The organism is Carnobacterium sp. GW821-FHT04C06 (genome assembly GCF_059420345.1).
The window spans coordinates 1449-17119 of the sequence record NZ_JBWKTN010000009.1; the positions used below are offsets into that span (position 1 = coordinate 1449).

Genomic DNA, 15671 nt, shown 5'->3' on the forward strand with positions numbered 1-15671 from the left:
TTTAAATTCGCTACAGATACGCCATTTTTATTCGCAATTGCCCATAGTGAATCGCCACTTACTACTGTATACGTTCCTGTTGTTGTTGAACCATTATTATTGTTCCCTGCTGGCGGTGTTGTTGGATTTGTTGGTGCAGTGGTTGTGCCACCTTTAATAATTAATTTTTGTCCAACAAAAATCGTATCGGTTGTTAAGTTATTCCACGCTTTTAAATTCGCTACAGATACGCCATTTTTATTCGCAATTGCCCATAGTGAATCGCCACTTACTACTGTATACGTTCCAGTTGTTGAACCTGTATTGCCATTATTATTACCGGTATTTCCGGTTGGAGGTGTTGTTGGCGGAGTTACTGTACCACCTTTAATGGTTAATTTTTGTCCTACAAAAATCATATCACTAGATAAATTGTTCCATGCTTTTAAGTTTGCTACCGATACACCATTTTTATTGGCAATTCCCCATAATGAATCACCTGATTTTACTGTATAGACTGAGCTATTGCCAGGATCTGGCGTTGGGTCTGGTGTTGGTGTTGGATCTGGCACTGGAGTAGTTGTTGAACCACCTTTGACTTTTAATTGTTGTCCAACAAAAATAGTGTCCGAACTTAAATTATTCATTGCTTTTAAATTCGCTACAGTTAACCCAAATTGATTGGCAATTCCCCATAACGTATCCCCTGACTTAACGACATACGTTTGAGTATTTTCATTTGAACCGCCTGTATTACCACCCGTATTGCCATTTCCGCCTGTATTTTCGTTGCCACCAGTTCCAGGGTTTGTTGTTCCGCCTCCCGTACTGCCTGTATCGTATTGAGTTAGATTATTTGATTCAATAACACGATTCAATTTTGAAGCGTAAGATGTATCTGTTGCATAACGTCCTTGTAACCAAGCTGTTGCATCACGGTAAGAAGAAGTGTTGCTCTTCCAAGCACCAGAGTAATAATTATGATTCCAGCTTGGTCCACCTTTAATTACTTGTGCATAATCTTGTAAAGATTGGTGGTAAGATGGGTATTTTCTAAAATAATCGATAATTTCATAGTAATTGCCATGACCATCGTCTTCCAATGTTTTCATTGCTACTGATTGACCATTATAATTCCCTTTGATACCAAATAAGTTATAGTTTGGTGCTGAAGCTAGTGCACTTCCACCCCAAGCACTTTCTAAAATAGCTTGTGCAATCATAACAGATGCGTATAAATCATTTTCATTTGCAATTTGAGTTGCTGAAGCTGCAATTGAAGCGATAAATGATTGTGGAGCCATACTGCGAGCCATCATCATTGTTTCTGCCGCCGCGTAGTTTGCAACTGGCGCTTGAACTTCCGTAATATCGGCTTCTTTTACTTCCTCTTTTGAAATTGGTTCTTCACTAGCATCAGGTGTTGCTGAAGAATCTGTTACTTGAGAAGAATCGGGGGTTTCAGTCGAAGTACCTTCAGAAGAATCGCTACTTGTTGCTGAATCTGAATTGGCTGTATCTACTGAAGAAGTATCTGTATTTGTTGACTCTACAGCTGGCGCTTGAACTTCCGTAACAGAATCTGTACCGTTATTTAAGTTGCTTTCGATTGTTTTTTGACTGTTTCCTGCCAATTCATTTGCACTTGCAACTGCTGAAAAAGTCGGTAAAGCTAACGTACCCATAACTAAAGTAGTACTAACAAAAGCCATCCCTTTTTTTACGACTACGCTGTTCTCTTTAAATTGCTCTTGTTTTTTGATACTTTTCTCGCCTGAAATACGCTCTTTTCTTGTTGTTTCCAAAGTAAACAACCTCCCTTTTTTCTTGCTTGATGTATGTTTCTAACTTTTCTTTTTTAATTAGACATGGATTATTTTTATAAATTCAATAAGTACTCTGTACATTATATCGTTCTTTTAAATTTTTTTAAAGAAATAACGTCAATTCTTTAAATTCTTAATAAACGACATCGTTTCGTAACATTCCTTTTAATAAAACACAATAAAAAAGCTCCTCATTAAAATGAGGAGCTTTTTTATTTATTAAGTATTTAAGCCATTGCTGGTTCAACTAACCAATCATTATCAAGTAAGTGTGAAAGTTTCTTATTAAAAGGAATCCAAATTCCTGCTTGCCAAATATCTTTAATTGATTTCCAAAAAATAGGATCTCTTTTTTGTTTTTTCGTTACATTTATTTTAAGTAATTGTCCATCTTCAGTTTCAATTGTAATAGTTGGAAATGCCACTTCTTTAATTTGTGCACAACCAATTTCATTGATTAAATTGCTATCATCAAGTAACATATTTACACGCCCTTTCCTTATCTATCCTTACTTTACCAAACAGTTATTAAGTAATTGATAAGAAAGTTTGTCTTTTTCATGATTTATTTGAAATCGGTTTCTAAGTTGGAGATGCTTCTACATTTCAAGTCCAACTCCACCTCATACTTTAGTCTTGTTTTTAGCTTACTACCTTGTAATAGATAGTAGTAGCCGTTATAGTTAATTTAGAAATTACGATGGTTGGCAGGTGAAAAAATGAACACTCAATTTAAAAAAGGAGTTTTAGGTTTATGTGTACTTGTTCTATTGAAAAAGAAAGATTGTTACGGATACGAACTAGTCGAAACGATTTCTCAACATATTGAAATATCTGAAGGGACGATCTACCCCTTATTACGAAAATTGACAACCGATGGTATGTGCACGACTTATCTTCAAGAATCTAATGAAGGTCCTAGTCGGAAATACTACCATCTCACTGATTTAGGCATTACTTATCTAGAAAAACAGTTAATTGATTGGCAGCACTTTGCAGATAGTGTTGAAACTATTATTGAATTAGGAGATGACTTGAACCATGAATAAAGAACATTTTATGATTGAATTAAAACTAAGTCTACGTGACTTATCAGAAAACGACCGTCAAGACGTAATGAGCGACTACGTTGAACACTTTGAAAACGGCTTAGCTCAAGGAAAATCAGAAGAACAAATTGCTAAAGAACTAGGAAATCCTAAACAAATTGCCAAAGAAATTTTGGCTATGTATGGTGTAGAACCTAAAGCAAAAGGCCCTGAATTTAGCCAAGGTGATTGGGTTGCCTTTGAAGCAAACCCAATTTATCAAGAAAATCACTATTTACCAAAGGAAAATCACGATGGTCTTTTCAAACGCCTCATAAAAGGAACTGGCTTACTTTTCTTTAATCTCATTTTTGTATTAGCTCCCGTCCTTACAGTTCTAGGTATTCTTTTTTCTGGCTGGCTTGTAGCCATCACATTTAGTTTATTGCCTCTAGCGGGTATTTATATGTTAATTACAGCTTTTTCAACTATTGCACTTTTTCAATTCGCCCTTACAATTGTTTTTTGTGGTGTCGGATTGCTATTAATTGCACTGAGTTATCCCCTAACCCTCTTATTTGCTAAATTGATGAAACGATATGTTCTTTGGAACATTTATGTTGTTTTTGGAGGTACAAATCATGAAAACTAAATTAATTAAAACATTAGTCTTTACAGGAATCAGCTTAATTGTTGTAGGTGGATTTGCAAGTACGATCACCTATCCTAAAGCGCAAAAACTTTCAACGCTAAATCTAAAAAAAGACATCCCAGTTAATGAAAATAAAACGGTGATTGTTTCAGGCGATAGCTTAAATATTCAAGTCTTAGAATCTACTGATCAACAGGTTCACGTTGAAATCAATGGAAAAAGTCCGGTTGCAAATAAATTTGAAATCAAAACGACCGAAAGTAACAATGAATTAAAAATTGATTTAAAAGAACCTTCAATCAATCGTCAAAAAGTACGTTTATTCTTTGATTTTGATACTAAAAACGCAACCGTTTATTTACCAAAAAATATAAAAAATACTGAAATCAATACTAAATTTGGCACTATTTCAACTGAATCATTCAACGGCGATTCCTTATCGGTTAAGAGCAACGCTGGGGATATCAACTTGACTAACTTAAAAACAAAAACGCTAAATGCAGTAAATAATTTTGGGACTATTTCCCTTGCGAATTCTGTTATTGAAGATACTAACATCAAAACCAATGCAGGAGAAATTTCCCTTTCTCGCCTGATTGGAAAAACAACAACAGTCGACGCTTCTGCTGGAGATGTTTCCCTAAATCAAGTAACGGGTAAAATCAGCGCTAAAACAAATGCTGGTGGCATTGATTTATCAAATAAAAAAATCGATCAAGCCCTTGATTTCCAAACAAATTTTGGGGACATTTCCATCGAAACAGCAACACTTCCTACAGATGCCGTCATTCAGAGCTACCTTGATTTAGGAGATTTAACAATTTTTGGAAAAAATGAACCCAACGCTCGTTTTGGAGAAGGTAAAAATCAAATTAAATTGAAAACAAATGCTGGGAATATTCAAGTAGAACAAGAACAGGATTCTGATGATTCAACAATGAATGACATGCACGATTCAAACCATATGGATGATATGGATATGGATCATATGATGGACTCAGACAAAGATTTTTAGACAATTGACCACTTTTCCGTTAAACTAAAGAAGAACTCTTTTTAAAGAGTTCTTTTTTAATTTTTAAACATAAGGAGTTTTTTATGACTACAAACAAACAATCGAACACAACTATTTGGCTTTCCTTAAGCCTCCTGTCCTTTGCTATCTTTTTAAGTATGGCTATTGGAGTCGCAACAAATGCTCCTTGGTTACATCAATTTGATCAAAGCATTACACAGCTTATCCGTGATCCGATTACAAATAGCAAATCCGCTTATTTTATTTCAATCACTACACTTGGAAATACAACCTCTATCATTGGGGTTGCGCTTATTTTTATTATTGGATGGGCAATCTACAAGAAAAGCATTTCTTATCCTAGTTGGCTGGTGTTAAATTTAGCAATTGGATCTGGTCTCTTAAATTTCACCGTTAAACAAATTTTTAGACGCCCTCGCCCAACCATTAAACATTTAGTTGAACAAGGCGGTTTTAGTTTTCCAAGTGGCCATTCGATGGGTTCAATGATTTTATTTTCAAGTATCGCATTTCTTTTAATCATCAGTATTCGACGAACGAGTATTAAATGGATAATTGCTCTAATAGCAGCTTTCCTGATTCTTTCAGTTGGCATTAGTCGTATCTATGTTGGCGTTCATTTTCCTTCTGATGTACTTGGTGGATTTGCACTAGGATTTGCTTGGATAGCCTTTGCTATTGCCTATTTCGATAAATGGATAAACTATGTCACAACCAAATTGAAACTCAAATAAAAAAATCTCCCTCGGGAGATTTTTTTATTTGACACATTTTTGTGTTCGTTGTTGAAAAACTAAACTGACTACAGCCAATACCAATAGTACAAAAATACAAATAAACAAACTTGTTATTCCGCCAAAAGACGTGACAACAATTGCCCCTAAAATAGGAGCTAACATTCTGGCAGCAGTTGCTGTTCCATTGACTAAGCCTTGGTAAAGTCCTGCTTGACCAGCTGGTGCTAATTGGTACGCAATTGTTGGAATAGCAGGCCAGGCAAACATTTCACCAAATGTTAGTAAAATCATTCCAAGTAAGAAGCCTGAATAGTCCGTCGCATTCATTGCAAATAAGAATGAACATGCAAATAAGCCAATTCCAATATAAATTTGCAGACTTAATTTTTCTTTAAATTTGGCAACTAAAGGAATAATGACCACTTGCCCTAATAAAATTAAAGAACCATTGATACTCCATAAATTCCCATACTGAGCATTGCTTACGCCTTTTACATGCGTCATATATGTCGATAAATTTGACTGCCACTGCACATGAGGCAACTGACAAAAAAGATAAGTTGCCAGTAGCAATGAAAAGGACAATAAGCCAATTTTAGTCGCTTTTTCACGTTTTCCATCTACAGTGTGGTGTTTCGTTTCCCCTATAACCTTTTCTGATTTCCAATCAATTTTTCTAAAATAGCAAACAAAAAATAATGCGTAAATAATTGCAAAAACAAAGGAACCTGTGTATACATTTTCCAATCCCTTTTTTGCTAATATTCCAGCAAAAAAGGGTCCAACAGCAACTCCAACATTTTGAGCCACATAAATCGTATTAAAACCTGTACGTCCTCCAGTAGGATGAGTTAAGCCAGCCGCTGTATAAAGACCTGCAAAAACCATTCCCATCGCAATACTAATAGCCCATATATTATAAATAAAAGCAGGCGAACCATGGAATAAAAACAAAGAACCTGTTGTGATTACTAAAATCCCCGTTCCAATTGCTAGTGAAATATAACCTGATAGGCGATCAAAAATGATTCCTCCAATAATACTTCCAATAATACCAATTCCCGAATTCACCAACAATACTTGACCAGCTGCTGTATCAGACATACCCAAATTTTGTGTCATGTAAATCATATTAAAGGGCCAAATAAAAGACAAGCCCGTGTACAATAAAACCATTCCTACCGCTACAATCCATAAATCTTTTGGTAGCTTTGACTTAAAAGTCATTCCATTCACTCCTTCTTCCTTAAACTCCCTAGCTTTGTTGCCAGATAGACCTATTTAGTTTACACTATCTTTATTTCGGTTAAATGAGAATTGGATAAGAAAAATAAAATTAAACTTACTTTACTTCTATGTATAAAAAAAGCAAAAGAACAGACAAACTGTCCTTTTGCTTCCACAATTAAATAATGCTAAATTGTTTGTTTTTTAATTGAATGCAAACATCACTTTCCTTTGCAACTTCTTGCTCATGAGTGACCAATATAATGCATTTATTTTCTTTGTGGGCTAACTCTTGAAACAATCGGATAATGTCTCTTGATGTTTCTTCATCTAAGTTTCCAGTTGGTTCATCCGCTACAATAAATTTTGTGTCACAACACATCGCCCGCACAATCGCAATCCGTTGCTGTTGCCCCCCTGATAAATGCATCACATTTTTTTTCGCTAATGCTTCATCAATTCCCACTCTTTTCAGCATTTCCAATGCATAATTTTTCTTATTACCTTCCTTAGATTTTGTAATTTCCATTGCTGTCACTATATTTTCTAGTGCTGTCATATAAGGCAATAAATTATAGGCTTGAAAAACAATCGATACTTTTTGATTGCGGAAATTGGTTAATCCCATTTTATTGATGGCCTTTCCTTCATAGAGAATTTCGCCTTCTTTGGGTTTATCTAAGCCAGATATCAACGATAAAAAAGTTGTTTTTCCTGAACCACTACTCCCTAAAATACTATAAAGGACGCCTTGATCGAATGTCAAATTAACATGTTGATATAACGGTGTAGCTCCCTTATCATACCAGTAGCCAATATTTTTAGCTGTAATCATCAAATCCCTCTTTTCTCTTATTTTTATTACAATTACATCGTTAAAATTTTCTTAGGTTGTAAACGAATCACACCTGCTGAAGCAAGTAATACAGATAAGAAGCAGATACCCAAACCAATACCGCCTAATTTCACTAAGTCACTCGTCGATACAAAGACATCCAATTCATCAATTTGTTTTTGTTCCGCTGAACTACTTGCTCCAAAATTGCGAACAGATTGTCCAAAGCCTCCGCCACCAGGACCACCACCAGCATCATTTCCTGGGCCTTTTCCATTTGATTCCGTTGCAGTCGTTTCACTACTTGCCGTTGTTTGTTGATCTAACAGTTGTTGACCAACCACATTTCCTACATACTTACCACTCACACCAGCAATTCCCATCGCAAGTATAAAGATAAGCAATATCTCAATAAAAAATTGAGCCATTAATTTCCAACGTTTTTCACCTAATGATAAAAGAACCCCCATTTCATATTTACGTTCGCGAATCGTCATCATAATAATTAAGGCTAAAATAATGACCCCAGCAACTGAAACTAAAATGACAATTTTTTTAGCAAAACTTGATACATTTTCAATTGGTTGAATCATTTGTTCATATACAGCTGTATCTGTTTGCAAAGCATACGTGTCCATATCTAAGCCTGTTTTTTCAGCCGCTTTTACAAAATCATCCACATTTTCAGGGTCATCTAATTGGTACACAACAGAGTCAACTGCATTCGCGTACGTGTCCCCTTTTAACGTATTGGCAAATGTATACGGAACATATAATTGATTTGATGCATTTAGAAAACTAAAGTTAGAGGCCATCGCATCATCACTAGCTGTTGTAGTATAAATCCCTTGAACCGTTAACTCATAAGTTTTTGTACTATCCGTAGGGTTAGAAATGGTCACTTTATCGCCTACAGATAAACTATTGGCTTCAGCTAAACTTTGTTCTAACAAGACAACATTTTGATCCTTATCTTTTTCTGTGATGGCCTCTCCTTCTACTAATTTATTCGTGCCGTCTGTGAAGCCACTTAACGTTTCAGTCGACAAAATACCCATCACACTTAAATCACCCTGCGCATTTCCTTTACCAAATGGATTTCTGCCCTCTTCAGACCCACCAGGTCCACCTTGATTACTGCTTTCTTCACTTGATGTATCCGTTGTGTCTGTTGACGTAATCGGATCAAAGGATTCCGCACCAGCCGATGTCGTTGAAATAAAATTATAAGAAGCTACATGATCTAGGGCTGCAATTTTTTTAGCTGCCTCTAAATCAACAGGTGTCGATTGATATGACCCAGGATCAGGTCGTTTCTCTCCCTCGTCTTCCGTACTACTTGAATCCGTACGTTCACTTGGTTTTTGAAGTGTTTTTTCTCGATCAACAGCTAAAGTAACCGATCCTCCCATTGATTTTCGAGCTTCTTCAGTCGCCTTGTTAGAAGCGCTTTGAATAGTGATTCCTGCTAACACAAAAATCAAAATAACAGAAAACACTAATAATAATAAAAATGAGCGGCCTTTCTTTGCTTTAGTACTTAATAACGCACGTTTAATAAAATTCATTTAAAAGCCTCCTTGTCTATACGTTGTACAACCTTCTTTATATTTCGATTGTCATAAGAAGATTATGCCTAGTCAACCTTAAATGAACCTTAAAAATTTTATCGTAATTTTAGCCACATATTAGCCTATTCATGTTAAACTAAAAAACGAGGTGAAAAATATGACTACATTTCAATATACGAAAGATCCAAACAAGCGTTACCATACTTGGAATTACGCTTTACGCCAACAATTTGGTGAAAAAGTTTTTAAAGTTCCACTAGACGGTGGATTTGATTGCCCTAATCGTGATGGCACGGTAGCACATGGTGGTTGTACTTTTTGCAGTGTTTCTGGGTCTGGCGATTTTGCAGGTAATCGTATCGATCCCCTACCGATTCAATTTCAAAAAGAAGTTCAAATGATGCATCAAAAATGGCCAAACGTAACCAAATACATTGCCTATTTTCAAAATTTCACGAATACTCACGCCCCTGTTGAAGAACTGCGTCACAAATTTGAACAAGTCGTCAACGAACAAGGCGTCGTTGGAATTCAGATTGCCACACGCCCAGATTGCTTGCCAGATGATGTAGTTGATTATCTAGCCGAACTCAATCAACGCTATTATTTATGGGTAGAGCTTGGTTTACAAACCATTCATGAAGAGACGAGTCAATTGATCAATCGTGCACATGACTATCAAACCTATTTGACAGGTGTCGAAAAGCTACGCAAACATAATATTAATGTCTGTACTCATTTAATTAACGGGTTGCCTGGTGAATCCGTCGAGATGATGTTAGAAAGTACTCGCCGAATGATTCTTGACTCCGATATTCAAGGAGTTAAGCTTCATCTATTGCATTTAATGAAAAACACAAAAATGGTTCGAGACTATCATGAAGGCCGTTTAGAATTAATGGATCAAAACACTTATGTAAATCTAATTTGCGATCAATTAGAGATGATTCCTCCTGAAATCATTATTCACCGCCTAACAGGAGATGCACCTCGTGACACAATCATCGGTCCAATGTGGAGTTTAAAAAAATGGGAAGTTCTTAATGCAATCGATCATGAAATGAAGCAACGAAATACTTTCCAAGGAGCCAAAAATAGTCGAAACTAAGGAGGAGATCTCATGCTAAAACGGGCAATGGACTATAGTCATCAACTGTTAAAGGAAGTCGTTACAACAGGTGATAAGGTGGTGGATGCAACGGTTGGCAATGGCGGCGATACTGTTTTGCTTGCTACCTTAGTAGGAGACTCAGGGGTTGTCTACGGATTCGATATTCAAAAACAAGCCATTGAAACAACCAAACAAAAATTACTGCTAACAGGTCTGTCTCAGCAAGTTCAATTATTTCAACAAGGACATGAAACTGTTGCTGATGTTCTCCCTAAAAGCGAAGAAATCAGTGCTGCAATCTTTAATTTAGGCTATTTGCCTCAAAGCGATAAATCAATCATTACAAAGGGTGAAACAACTTTAATAGCAATCCAGTCATTGCTGCCTCATTTACGCAAAGGAGGTCGTTTGATTCTTGTTGTCTATTACGGTCACGATGGTGGACTAACTGAAAAAGAAGCCGTTTTAGAATATGTCACCACACTTCCACAAGAGGAATGCAATGTCTTACGCTATGAATTTATTAATCAAAAAAATGATCCCCCTTTTGTAATTGCAATTGAAAAAAAATAAAAAAGTCGTTGCCTCCCTTTTGAAAGGAAGACAACGGCTTTTTTTAAATTTTAGGCATTTTTTTGTGATCAAATTGATTAATAACAAAGGCTAAAATTACTGCGATAAATGCTCCAAGGAAAACTCCTTGTAATCCATCAAATAAAATTTCTCTTAAAGTAGGCAAGATTTTTGGATCTAAGCTAACTGCTGTTAATGGATTAATTAATTTATTCATCATTTTTTCATTAATACCGCTCACTGTTTCAGCTGAAATATGTTTGGCAATATTGCTATTTAAAATAATGCCATAAATTGAAATCATAATGGTTTGCCCTAAAATTCTAAACAAGGTGTTTGATGATGTTGCTACACCAATTTGATTTTTAGGCACTACATTTTGGGCGGTAACCGTAGTGGTGGTAATGGTAATTCCCATTCCAATCCCAATAATCGCTGTCACTAGTAAGAAGAGAACAAAGGGTGCTGAAATTGGCAATAACAACATAAAGGCTCCACTAAATGCGACAATAATTAGACTTCCTGTTAATATCCATTTCACAGGGTATTTTAAAATAACACGTCCCGCAATAAAAGAACCCATTACCCATGTTAAAGACATTGGTGTAATAGCAAATCCTCCCATCGCCGCTTTCATTCCTAAAATCCCTTGCATCCACATTGGAATATAAACATCAACTGCGATTAAGAAACCACTCACCAATGCTGCAACCACGTTTTGAATGACAAAAGTTCGATTGTTAAACAAACTTAATGGGATAATTGGATCTGCTGCACGCTTTTCAGCAACTACAAACAAAGCAAACATGATAATTGAAACTAGAAAAGCACCCATTAGCTTAAGCGAAATACTCGGATTTTCTCCTAAAATTTGGAAGCCATAAAGTAAAAACAATAACGCTCCCATCAATGTTAAACAACCAAAATAGTCAATTGGTTTTTTCTCAAAATGATATTCTTCATGTAAAAATAAACTCACTAATAAAATGGTTAATAACCCTACTGGAACATTGATATAAAAAATCCAATGCCAGCTCAAGTGATCTACAATAAAACCACCTAATAAAGGACCAAATATCCCTGCTACTCCCCATGCTGCACCGTTCATTCCTAAAACTTTAGCACGTTTTTCATAAGGGTAGATATCCGCAATAATCGTAAATGCAACCGGCATAATCGCCCCTGCTCCAATTCCTTGAATTGCTCTAAAGATAATTAATTGCGTCATAGTTTGAGAAAGTCCACATAACGCTGAACCCATAATAAAGATAATTGCTCCAATAATAAAGATTGGCTTACGTCCAATCATATCTGATAATTTACCATAAACAGGTGTCATCATAGCACTTGTTAATAAATAAATTGAAAATACCCAGTTCATTAATGCCATGCCTTCAAGACTTCCTATAATAGTCGGCATCGCAGTTGAGACAATCGTACCTTCAACAGCTGTCATAAAGGTCGCAACAAAAATAGCAATTGTTACCAACACAACATTTGTTTGTTTTTTACTTTTCTCCATTTTTACCCTTCTTTCTTTTAAAAATTAAACTTAGAACAACGTAGAAAAAAATTTCGTTCTCTAAAGCTCTAATAAACTTAATTTTTTTACAAAAAACAGCCTCTATCCTTTTGCCTGATAGAGACCGCCTCTTTATTACTTATTCCGTAACGCTTGCTTTTAATGCATCGATTTTATCTAACTGTTCCCATGGCAATTCAATGTCTGTTCGACCAAAATGACCATAAGCTGCAGTTTGTTGATAAATAGGTCTTCTTAAATCAAGCATCTCAATAATCCCTGCTGGACGTAAATCAAAGTTTTTACGAACGGCTTCTATCAACTTGCTTTCTAAGACTTTTCCAGTACCAAAGGTATCAATTGCAATGGATACAGGCTGAGCAACACCAATAGCATAGGCTAATTGGACTTCACATTTATCAGCTAATTTCGCTGCAACAATATTTTTAGCAATGTAACGTGCTGCATAGCTAGCCGAGCGATCTACTTTTGTTGGATCTTTCCCAGAAAATGCTCCTCCACCATGACGCGCATAACCGCCATATGTGTCAACAATAATTTTTCTACCTGTTAAACCAGAATCTCCTTGAGGTCCACCAATGACAAAGCGTCCCGTTGGGTTAATAAAGTATTTCGTTTCATTGTCTAGCAATTCAGGTGGAATAACAGCCTTGATAACTTGTTCCTTAATGTCAGACTGTAATTCCTCCAAAGTCGTATCTGGGTGGTGCTGCGTGCTGATAACGATTGTATCCACACGTAATGGCAATCCATTTTCATCATATTCAATTGTAACCTGAGATTTTGCATCCGGTCGCAAGTAATTTAATAATCCTTCTTTTCTAACATCCGCTAATCGTTTTGTTAAACGATGGCTTAGCGCAATTGGCAATGGCATTAATTCAGGTGTTTCATTAATAGCAAACCCAAACATTAACCCTTGATCTCCTGCTCCGATTTGATCTAATGCATCTTCATCCTTCGATTTAAACTCTAAAGAATCATCTACACCTTGAGCAATATCACTTGATTGCTCATCGATTGCTACCATTACAGCACAAGTATCGGCATCAAAACCAAATTTGGCTCTCGTATAACCGATTTTGCGAATCATCTCCCTCACAACTTTCTGGATATCTACATATGTTGTAGTTGAAATCTCTCCAACAACTAGTACCAATCCAGTCGTTACTGTTGTTTCACACGCTACACGTGCTAACGGGTCTTTCGCTAAAATTGCATCCAAAATACCATCGCTGATTTGATCTGCGATTTTATCCGGATGTCCCTCTGATACAGACTCAGAAGTAAAAAGTCGTCTTTCTGTCATAATAATTGTTCCCCCTTTGATAGTTTCGGTTACAAGGCTTCTTCACAAATGTGAATCCTTTCGGGAATCCAGTAACTATGTCATTATAACAGATTTCTTTCTTTTTTTCTTCATTATTTTATTCTTAAAAAAAATTAAATTAAGTTGACTTATCAATCAACTTAATTTAACATAGACATACACTCATAGTATAAAAGGTAGATGAATGATGTTAAAAAAAATACTAATTGGCTTTGTTCAATTTTATCAAAAATTTATATCCCCAATGTTTCCTCCAAGTTGCCGATATACTCCTACTTGTTCTAGTTACATGATTCAATCAATTGAACGATTCGGTGCAATAAAAGGAACTGGAATGGGAGTTTGGCGCATTCTACGTTGCCATCCATTTGTTAAAGGTGGCTACGATCCTGTTCCTGAAAAAAAAAAGCATGAACATTAATTAATTTAAACTCTTTTTGCTGTATACTTCTTCTTTTTTTGGTAAAATAGAAGAAGTCTATCTTAAAAGGAGTTTTTTTATTTGATTCAAATGAGACAAAATTTCACACGTACCTTATTTTTTAATCCCCTATTTCTTATTTTTATATCCCCATTCACACTAATCTTATTAGGAACAGTTCTTTCTATTCAATTTAGTTCCTTCAAATTCACTTCATTTTTACTACTGTATTTATTTGTTCTACTAAATCAATTTCTTGAAAAAATTTTTGCTTATCACCGAAAAGAAAAACATGAATTAAAGTTACTACCAATTATTCTTTTTGAAATTTTAAATTTACTACTTATGTTTTACTTTACACTATCAAATAACTTTTTAATTGGGAGCTTACTTCTGCTCTATAGTATCGTCATCCATCTTCAATATATTCCGTATAATTTAAGCTTGAGTTTATATTCTTTAATTTTAACAAGTTTATTTAAAGGAGGAATTTTAACTTACATTAGCTTTTATATCCAAACTGGTTTTATATCTAAAGAACTTTATTATTGGAGCCTTTCATCAATCATCTTGCATGTATTTATAGGCTACTGTAAACAGCTCGTTGAAGTAGATTTGCAAACCAAAATAACCTCAAAAAAATCTTTTTTATATCTAATTTTTCTTATTCTAAGTACCTATATTTTTACCTTTTTAAGTCTTTATCTTCCTAACTATCTTAAAAACTGGATTTTTCTTTTATTACTAAGTATCCCACTAGCAATAAAAGTCATACAATTATTTCAAGTAAATAAAATCAATCACCCTACTAGTTACAAAATAAAACTAATCAATCTGTTCCAAATACTATTTACTATCTTACTAAGTATTACAGCCTTGATTAAAGTGTTTGTTACCCAAAAATAATAAACGAATGAAAAAGACATTACCGAGGTAGCTCTCAGTAATGTCTTTTCATTCATTTATAAAACAAAAAAAGTCTTCTGATAATCAGAAGACTCAATGACCCGTACGGGAATCGAACCCGTGATACCGCCGTGAAAGGGCGGTGTCTTAACCGCTTGACCAACGGGCCTTTTTATTAAAATTAAAATACGGAGAAGGAGGGATTTGAACCCTCGCGCCGCGTTAACGACCTACACCCTTAGCAGGGGCGCCTCTTCAGCCACTTGAGTACTTCCCCAATCCAATATTTTAAAAGTATTTATTTACAATGGGCCTAAATGGACTCGAACCATCGACCTCACGCTTATCAGGCGTGCGCTCTAACCAGCTGAGCTATAGGCCCATAAAAAAAAAGCGGGTGACGAGAATCGAACTCGCGACAACAGCTTGGAAGGCTGTGGTTTTACCACTAAACTACACCCGCAATTCTATAAAACGGTCTGGACGGGACTCGAACCCGCGACCTCCTGCGTGACAGGCAGGCATTCTAACCAGCTGAACTACCAAACCAAAAATGTATGTTGTATTGCGTCACTTCTTCTCTTTAAACAAGTGTTTTAGAGAAATTGCGGGGACAGGACTTGAACCTGTGACCTTCGGGTTATGAGCCCGACGAGCTGCCAACTGCTCCACCCCGCGATAATTTAAATGTTTCTCTACTTAATTAAAAGTAGTAAGGAGGATAAGGGATTCGAACCCTTGCGTGGTTTTACCCACCTGACGGTTTTCAAGACCGTTCCCTTCAGCCGGACTTGGGTAATCCTCCGAAAAAAAGTTTTTATAAAACTATGACCCGTACGGGAATCGAACCCGTGATACCGCCGTGAAAGGGCGGTGTCTTAACCGCTTGACCAACG

The 15671-nt window shown here is 35.9% G+C and carries 14 protein-coding genes, 7 tRNA genes and 1 riboswitch; of the genes, 7 read left to right on the top strand and 14 right to left on the bottom strand.

All coding sequences use genetic code 11. From position 1 onward, the window contains the following. Both AC07SW_RS13140 and AC07SW_RS13145 read right to left on the bottom strand, forming a co-directional pair. Positions 1-1784, bottom strand: a 1784-nt coding sequence (locus AC07SW_RS13140) for a LysM peptidoglycan-binding domain-containing protein (protein ID WP_490426883.1), incomplete at its 3' end; no start/stop codon positions are given. Positions 1785-2032: 248 nt separating this feature from the next. After that, a complete protein-coding gene (locus AC07SW_RS13145) occupies positions 2033-2287 on the bottom strand; it encodes a hypothetical protein (protein ID WP_034568628.1) in 255 nt (84 codons plus the stop codon). A gap of 237 nt (positions 2288-2524) precedes the next feature. Between AC07SW_RS13145 and AC07SW_RS13150 the strand changes: the two genes are divergently transcribed. The 4 genes from AC07SW_RS13150 (at position 2525) to AC07SW_RS13165 (ending at position 5255) form a co-directional block, all read left to right on the top strand. After that, positions 2525-2854 carry a PadR family transcriptional regulator gene (locus AC07SW_RS13150; RefSeq protein WP_057002212.1) on the top strand — a complete coding sequence of 110 codons (330 nt, stop codon included), beginning with the start codon at positions 2525-2527 and terminating at the stop codon, positions 2852-2854. Then, positions 2847-3485 carry a DUF1700 domain-containing protein gene (locus AC07SW_RS13155; RefSeq protein ID WP_463685452.1) on the top strand — a complete coding sequence of 213 codons (639 nt, stop codon included), beginning with the start codon at positions 2847-2849 and terminating at the stop codon, positions 3483-3485. Before AC07SW_RS13150 ends, AC07SW_RS13155 begins: the two co-directional genes overlap by 8 nt. Continuing rightward, entirely contained in the window at positions 3475-4500 is a 1026-nt protein-coding gene (locus AC07SW_RS13160; protein ID WP_167736626.1) for a DUF4097 family beta strand repeat-containing protein, read from the top strand. The genes AC07SW_RS13155 and AC07SW_RS13160 overlap by 11 nt, the downstream gene beginning before the upstream one ends. An 83-nt stretch (positions 4501-4583) precedes the next feature. Beyond that, entirely contained in the window at positions 4584-5255 is a 672-nt protein-coding gene (locus AC07SW_RS13165) for a phosphatase PAP2 family protein (RefSeq protein WP_119908348.1), read from the top strand. A 24-nt stretch (positions 5256-5279) separates the two neighbouring features. Here the strand turns inward: AC07SW_RS13165 and AC07SW_RS13170 are convergent, their stop codons facing one another. The 3 genes from AC07SW_RS13170 to AC07SW_RS13180 form a co-directional block, all read right to left on the bottom strand. Beyond that, positions 5280-6485, bottom strand: coding sequence for an MDR family MFS transporter (locus tag AC07SW_RS13170; RefSeq protein WP_494633144.1), 1206 nt, complete (start codon positions 6483-6485; stop codon positions 5280-5282). A 178-nt stretch (positions 6486-6663) separates the two neighbouring features. Next, a complete protein-coding gene (locus AC07SW_RS13175; RefSeq protein WP_034568621.1) occupies positions 6664-7320 on the bottom strand; it encodes an ABC transporter ATP-binding protein in 657 nt (218 codons plus the stop codon). 32 nt (positions 7321-7352) lie between these two features. Continuing rightward, positions 7353-8888 (bottom strand): ABC transporter permease, encoded by a 1536-nt coding sequence (locus tag AC07SW_RS13180; protein WP_463685450.1) that lies wholly within the window; start codon positions 8886-8888, stop codon positions 7353-7355. 160 nt (positions 8889-9048) lie between these two features. Between AC07SW_RS13180 and mnmL the strand changes: the two genes are divergently transcribed. Continuing rightward, a complete protein-coding gene (mnmL, locus tag AC07SW_RS13185; RefSeq protein ID WP_034568617.1) occupies positions 9049-9999 on the top strand; it encodes a tRNA modification radical SAM protein MnmL/YtqA in 951 nt (316 codons plus the stop codon). A 12-nt stretch (positions 10000-10011) separates the two neighbouring features. Beyond that, entirely contained in the window at positions 10012-10575 is a 564-nt protein-coding gene (mnmM, locus tag AC07SW_RS13190; RefSeq protein WP_485401763.1) for a tRNA 5-(aminomethyl)-2-thiouridylate-methyltransferase MnmM, read from the top strand. Between the two features lie 43 nt (positions 10576-10618). Here mnmM and AC07SW_RS13195 read toward each other — a convergent pair whose 3' ends face one another. Next, entirely contained in the window at positions 10619-12097 is a 1479-nt protein-coding gene (locus AC07SW_RS13195; RefSeq protein ID WP_494633147.1) for an MDR family MFS transporter, read from the bottom strand. Between the two features lie 139 nt (positions 12098-12236). Continuing rightward, positions 12237-13427 (bottom strand): methionine adenosyltransferase, encoded by a 1191-nt coding sequence (gene metK / locus AC07SW_RS13200; RefSeq protein ID WP_494633149.1) that lies wholly within the window; start codon positions 13425-13427, stop codon positions 12237-12239. After that, positions 13425-13507, bottom strand: a riboswitch (SMK box riboswitch). Its footprint overlaps the gene before it by 3 nt. Positions 13508-13635: 128 nt before the next feature. Between metK and yidD the strand changes: the two genes are divergently transcribed. Further along, on the top strand, positions 13636-13869 hold the full coding sequence (gene yidD, locus AC07SW_RS13205) for a membrane protein insertion efficiency factor YidD (RefSeq protein ID WP_119908356.1): 234 nt from the start codon (positions 13636-13638) through the stop codon (positions 13867-13869). Between the two features lie 1003 nt (positions 13870-14872). On the opposite strand, the gene AC07SW_RS13210 is transcribed toward yidD, so the two are convergent. The 7 genes from AC07SW_RS13210 to AC07SW_RS13240 form a co-directional block, all read right to left on the bottom strand. Beyond that, a tRNA-Glu gene (locus tag AC07SW_RS13210) sits at positions 14873-14944 on the bottom strand. A gap of 20 nt (positions 14945-14964) precedes the next feature. Continuing rightward, a tRNA-Ser gene (locus AC07SW_RS13215) sits at positions 14965-15052 on the bottom strand. Positions 15053-15083: 31 nt separating this feature from the next. Further along, positions 15084-15157 (bottom strand) — tRNA-Ile (locus AC07SW_RS13220). A 10-nt stretch (positions 15158-15167) separates the two neighbouring features. After that, positions 15168-15238: transfer RNA gene (locus AC07SW_RS13225), tRNA-Gly, on the bottom strand. A 12-nt stretch (positions 15239-15250) separates the two neighbouring features. Beyond that, positions 15251-15324 (bottom strand) — tRNA-Asp (locus tag AC07SW_RS13230). Between the two features lie 56 nt (positions 15325-15380). Further along, positions 15381-15453 (bottom strand) — tRNA-Met (locus AC07SW_RS13235). A 37-nt stretch (positions 15454-15490) separates the two neighbouring features. Next, positions 15491-15580 (bottom strand) — tRNA-Ser (locus AC07SW_RS13240). Between the last annotated feature and the right edge of the window lie 91 nt (positions 15581-15671).

Bases quoted from the DNA above. Each gene is read 5' to 3' on its own strand.
- yidD (WP_119908356.1), top strand. From the start codon at position 13,636: ATGTTAAAAAAAATACTAATTGGCTTTGTTCAATTTTATCAAAAATTT.
- AC07SW_RS13160 (WP_167736626.1), top strand. From the start codon at position 3,475: ATGAAAACTAAATTAATTAAAACATTAGTCTTTACAGGAATCAGCTTA.
- mnmM (WP_485401763.1), top strand. From the start codon at position 10,012: ATGCTAAAACGGGCAATGGACTATAGTCATCAACTGTTAAAGGAAGTC.
- AC07SW_RS13145 (WP_034568628.1), bottom strand. From the start codon at position 2,287: ATGTTACTTGATGATAGCAATTTAATCAATGAAATTGGTTGTGCACAA.
- metK (WP_494633149.1), bottom strand. From the start codon at position 13,427: ATGACAGAAAGACGACTTTTTACTTCTGAGTCTGTATCAGAGGGACAT.
- AC07SW_RS13170 (WP_494633144.1), bottom strand. From the start codon at position 6,485: ATGACTTTTAAGTCAAAGCTACCAAAAGATTTATGGATTGTAGCGGTA.
- mnmL (WP_034568617.1), top strand. From the start codon at position 9,049: ATGACTACATTTCAATATACGAAAGATCCAAACAAGCGTTACCATACT.
- AC07SW_RS13165 (WP_119908348.1), top strand. From the start codon at position 4,584: ATGACTACAAACAAACAATCGAACACAACTATTTGGCTTTCCTTAAGC.
- AC07SW_RS13155 (WP_463685452.1), top strand. From the start codon at position 2,847: ATGAATAAAGAACATTTTATGATTGAATTAAAACTAAGTCTACGTGAC.
- AC07SW_RS13175 (WP_034568621.1), bottom strand. From the start codon at position 7,320: ATGATTACAGCTAAAAATATTGGCTACTGGTATGATAAGGGAGCTACA.
- AC07SW_RS13195 (WP_494633147.1), bottom strand. From the start codon at position 12,097: ATGGAGAAAAGTAAAAAACAAACAAATGTTGTGTTGGTAACAATTGCT.
- AC07SW_RS13180 (WP_463685450.1), bottom strand. From the start codon at position 8,888: ATGAATTTTATTAAACGTGCGTTATTAAGTACTAAAGCAAAGAAAGGC.
- AC07SW_RS13150 (WP_057002212.1), top strand. From the start codon at position 2,525: ATGAACACTCAATTTAAAAAAGGAGTTTTAGGTTTATGTGTACTTGTT.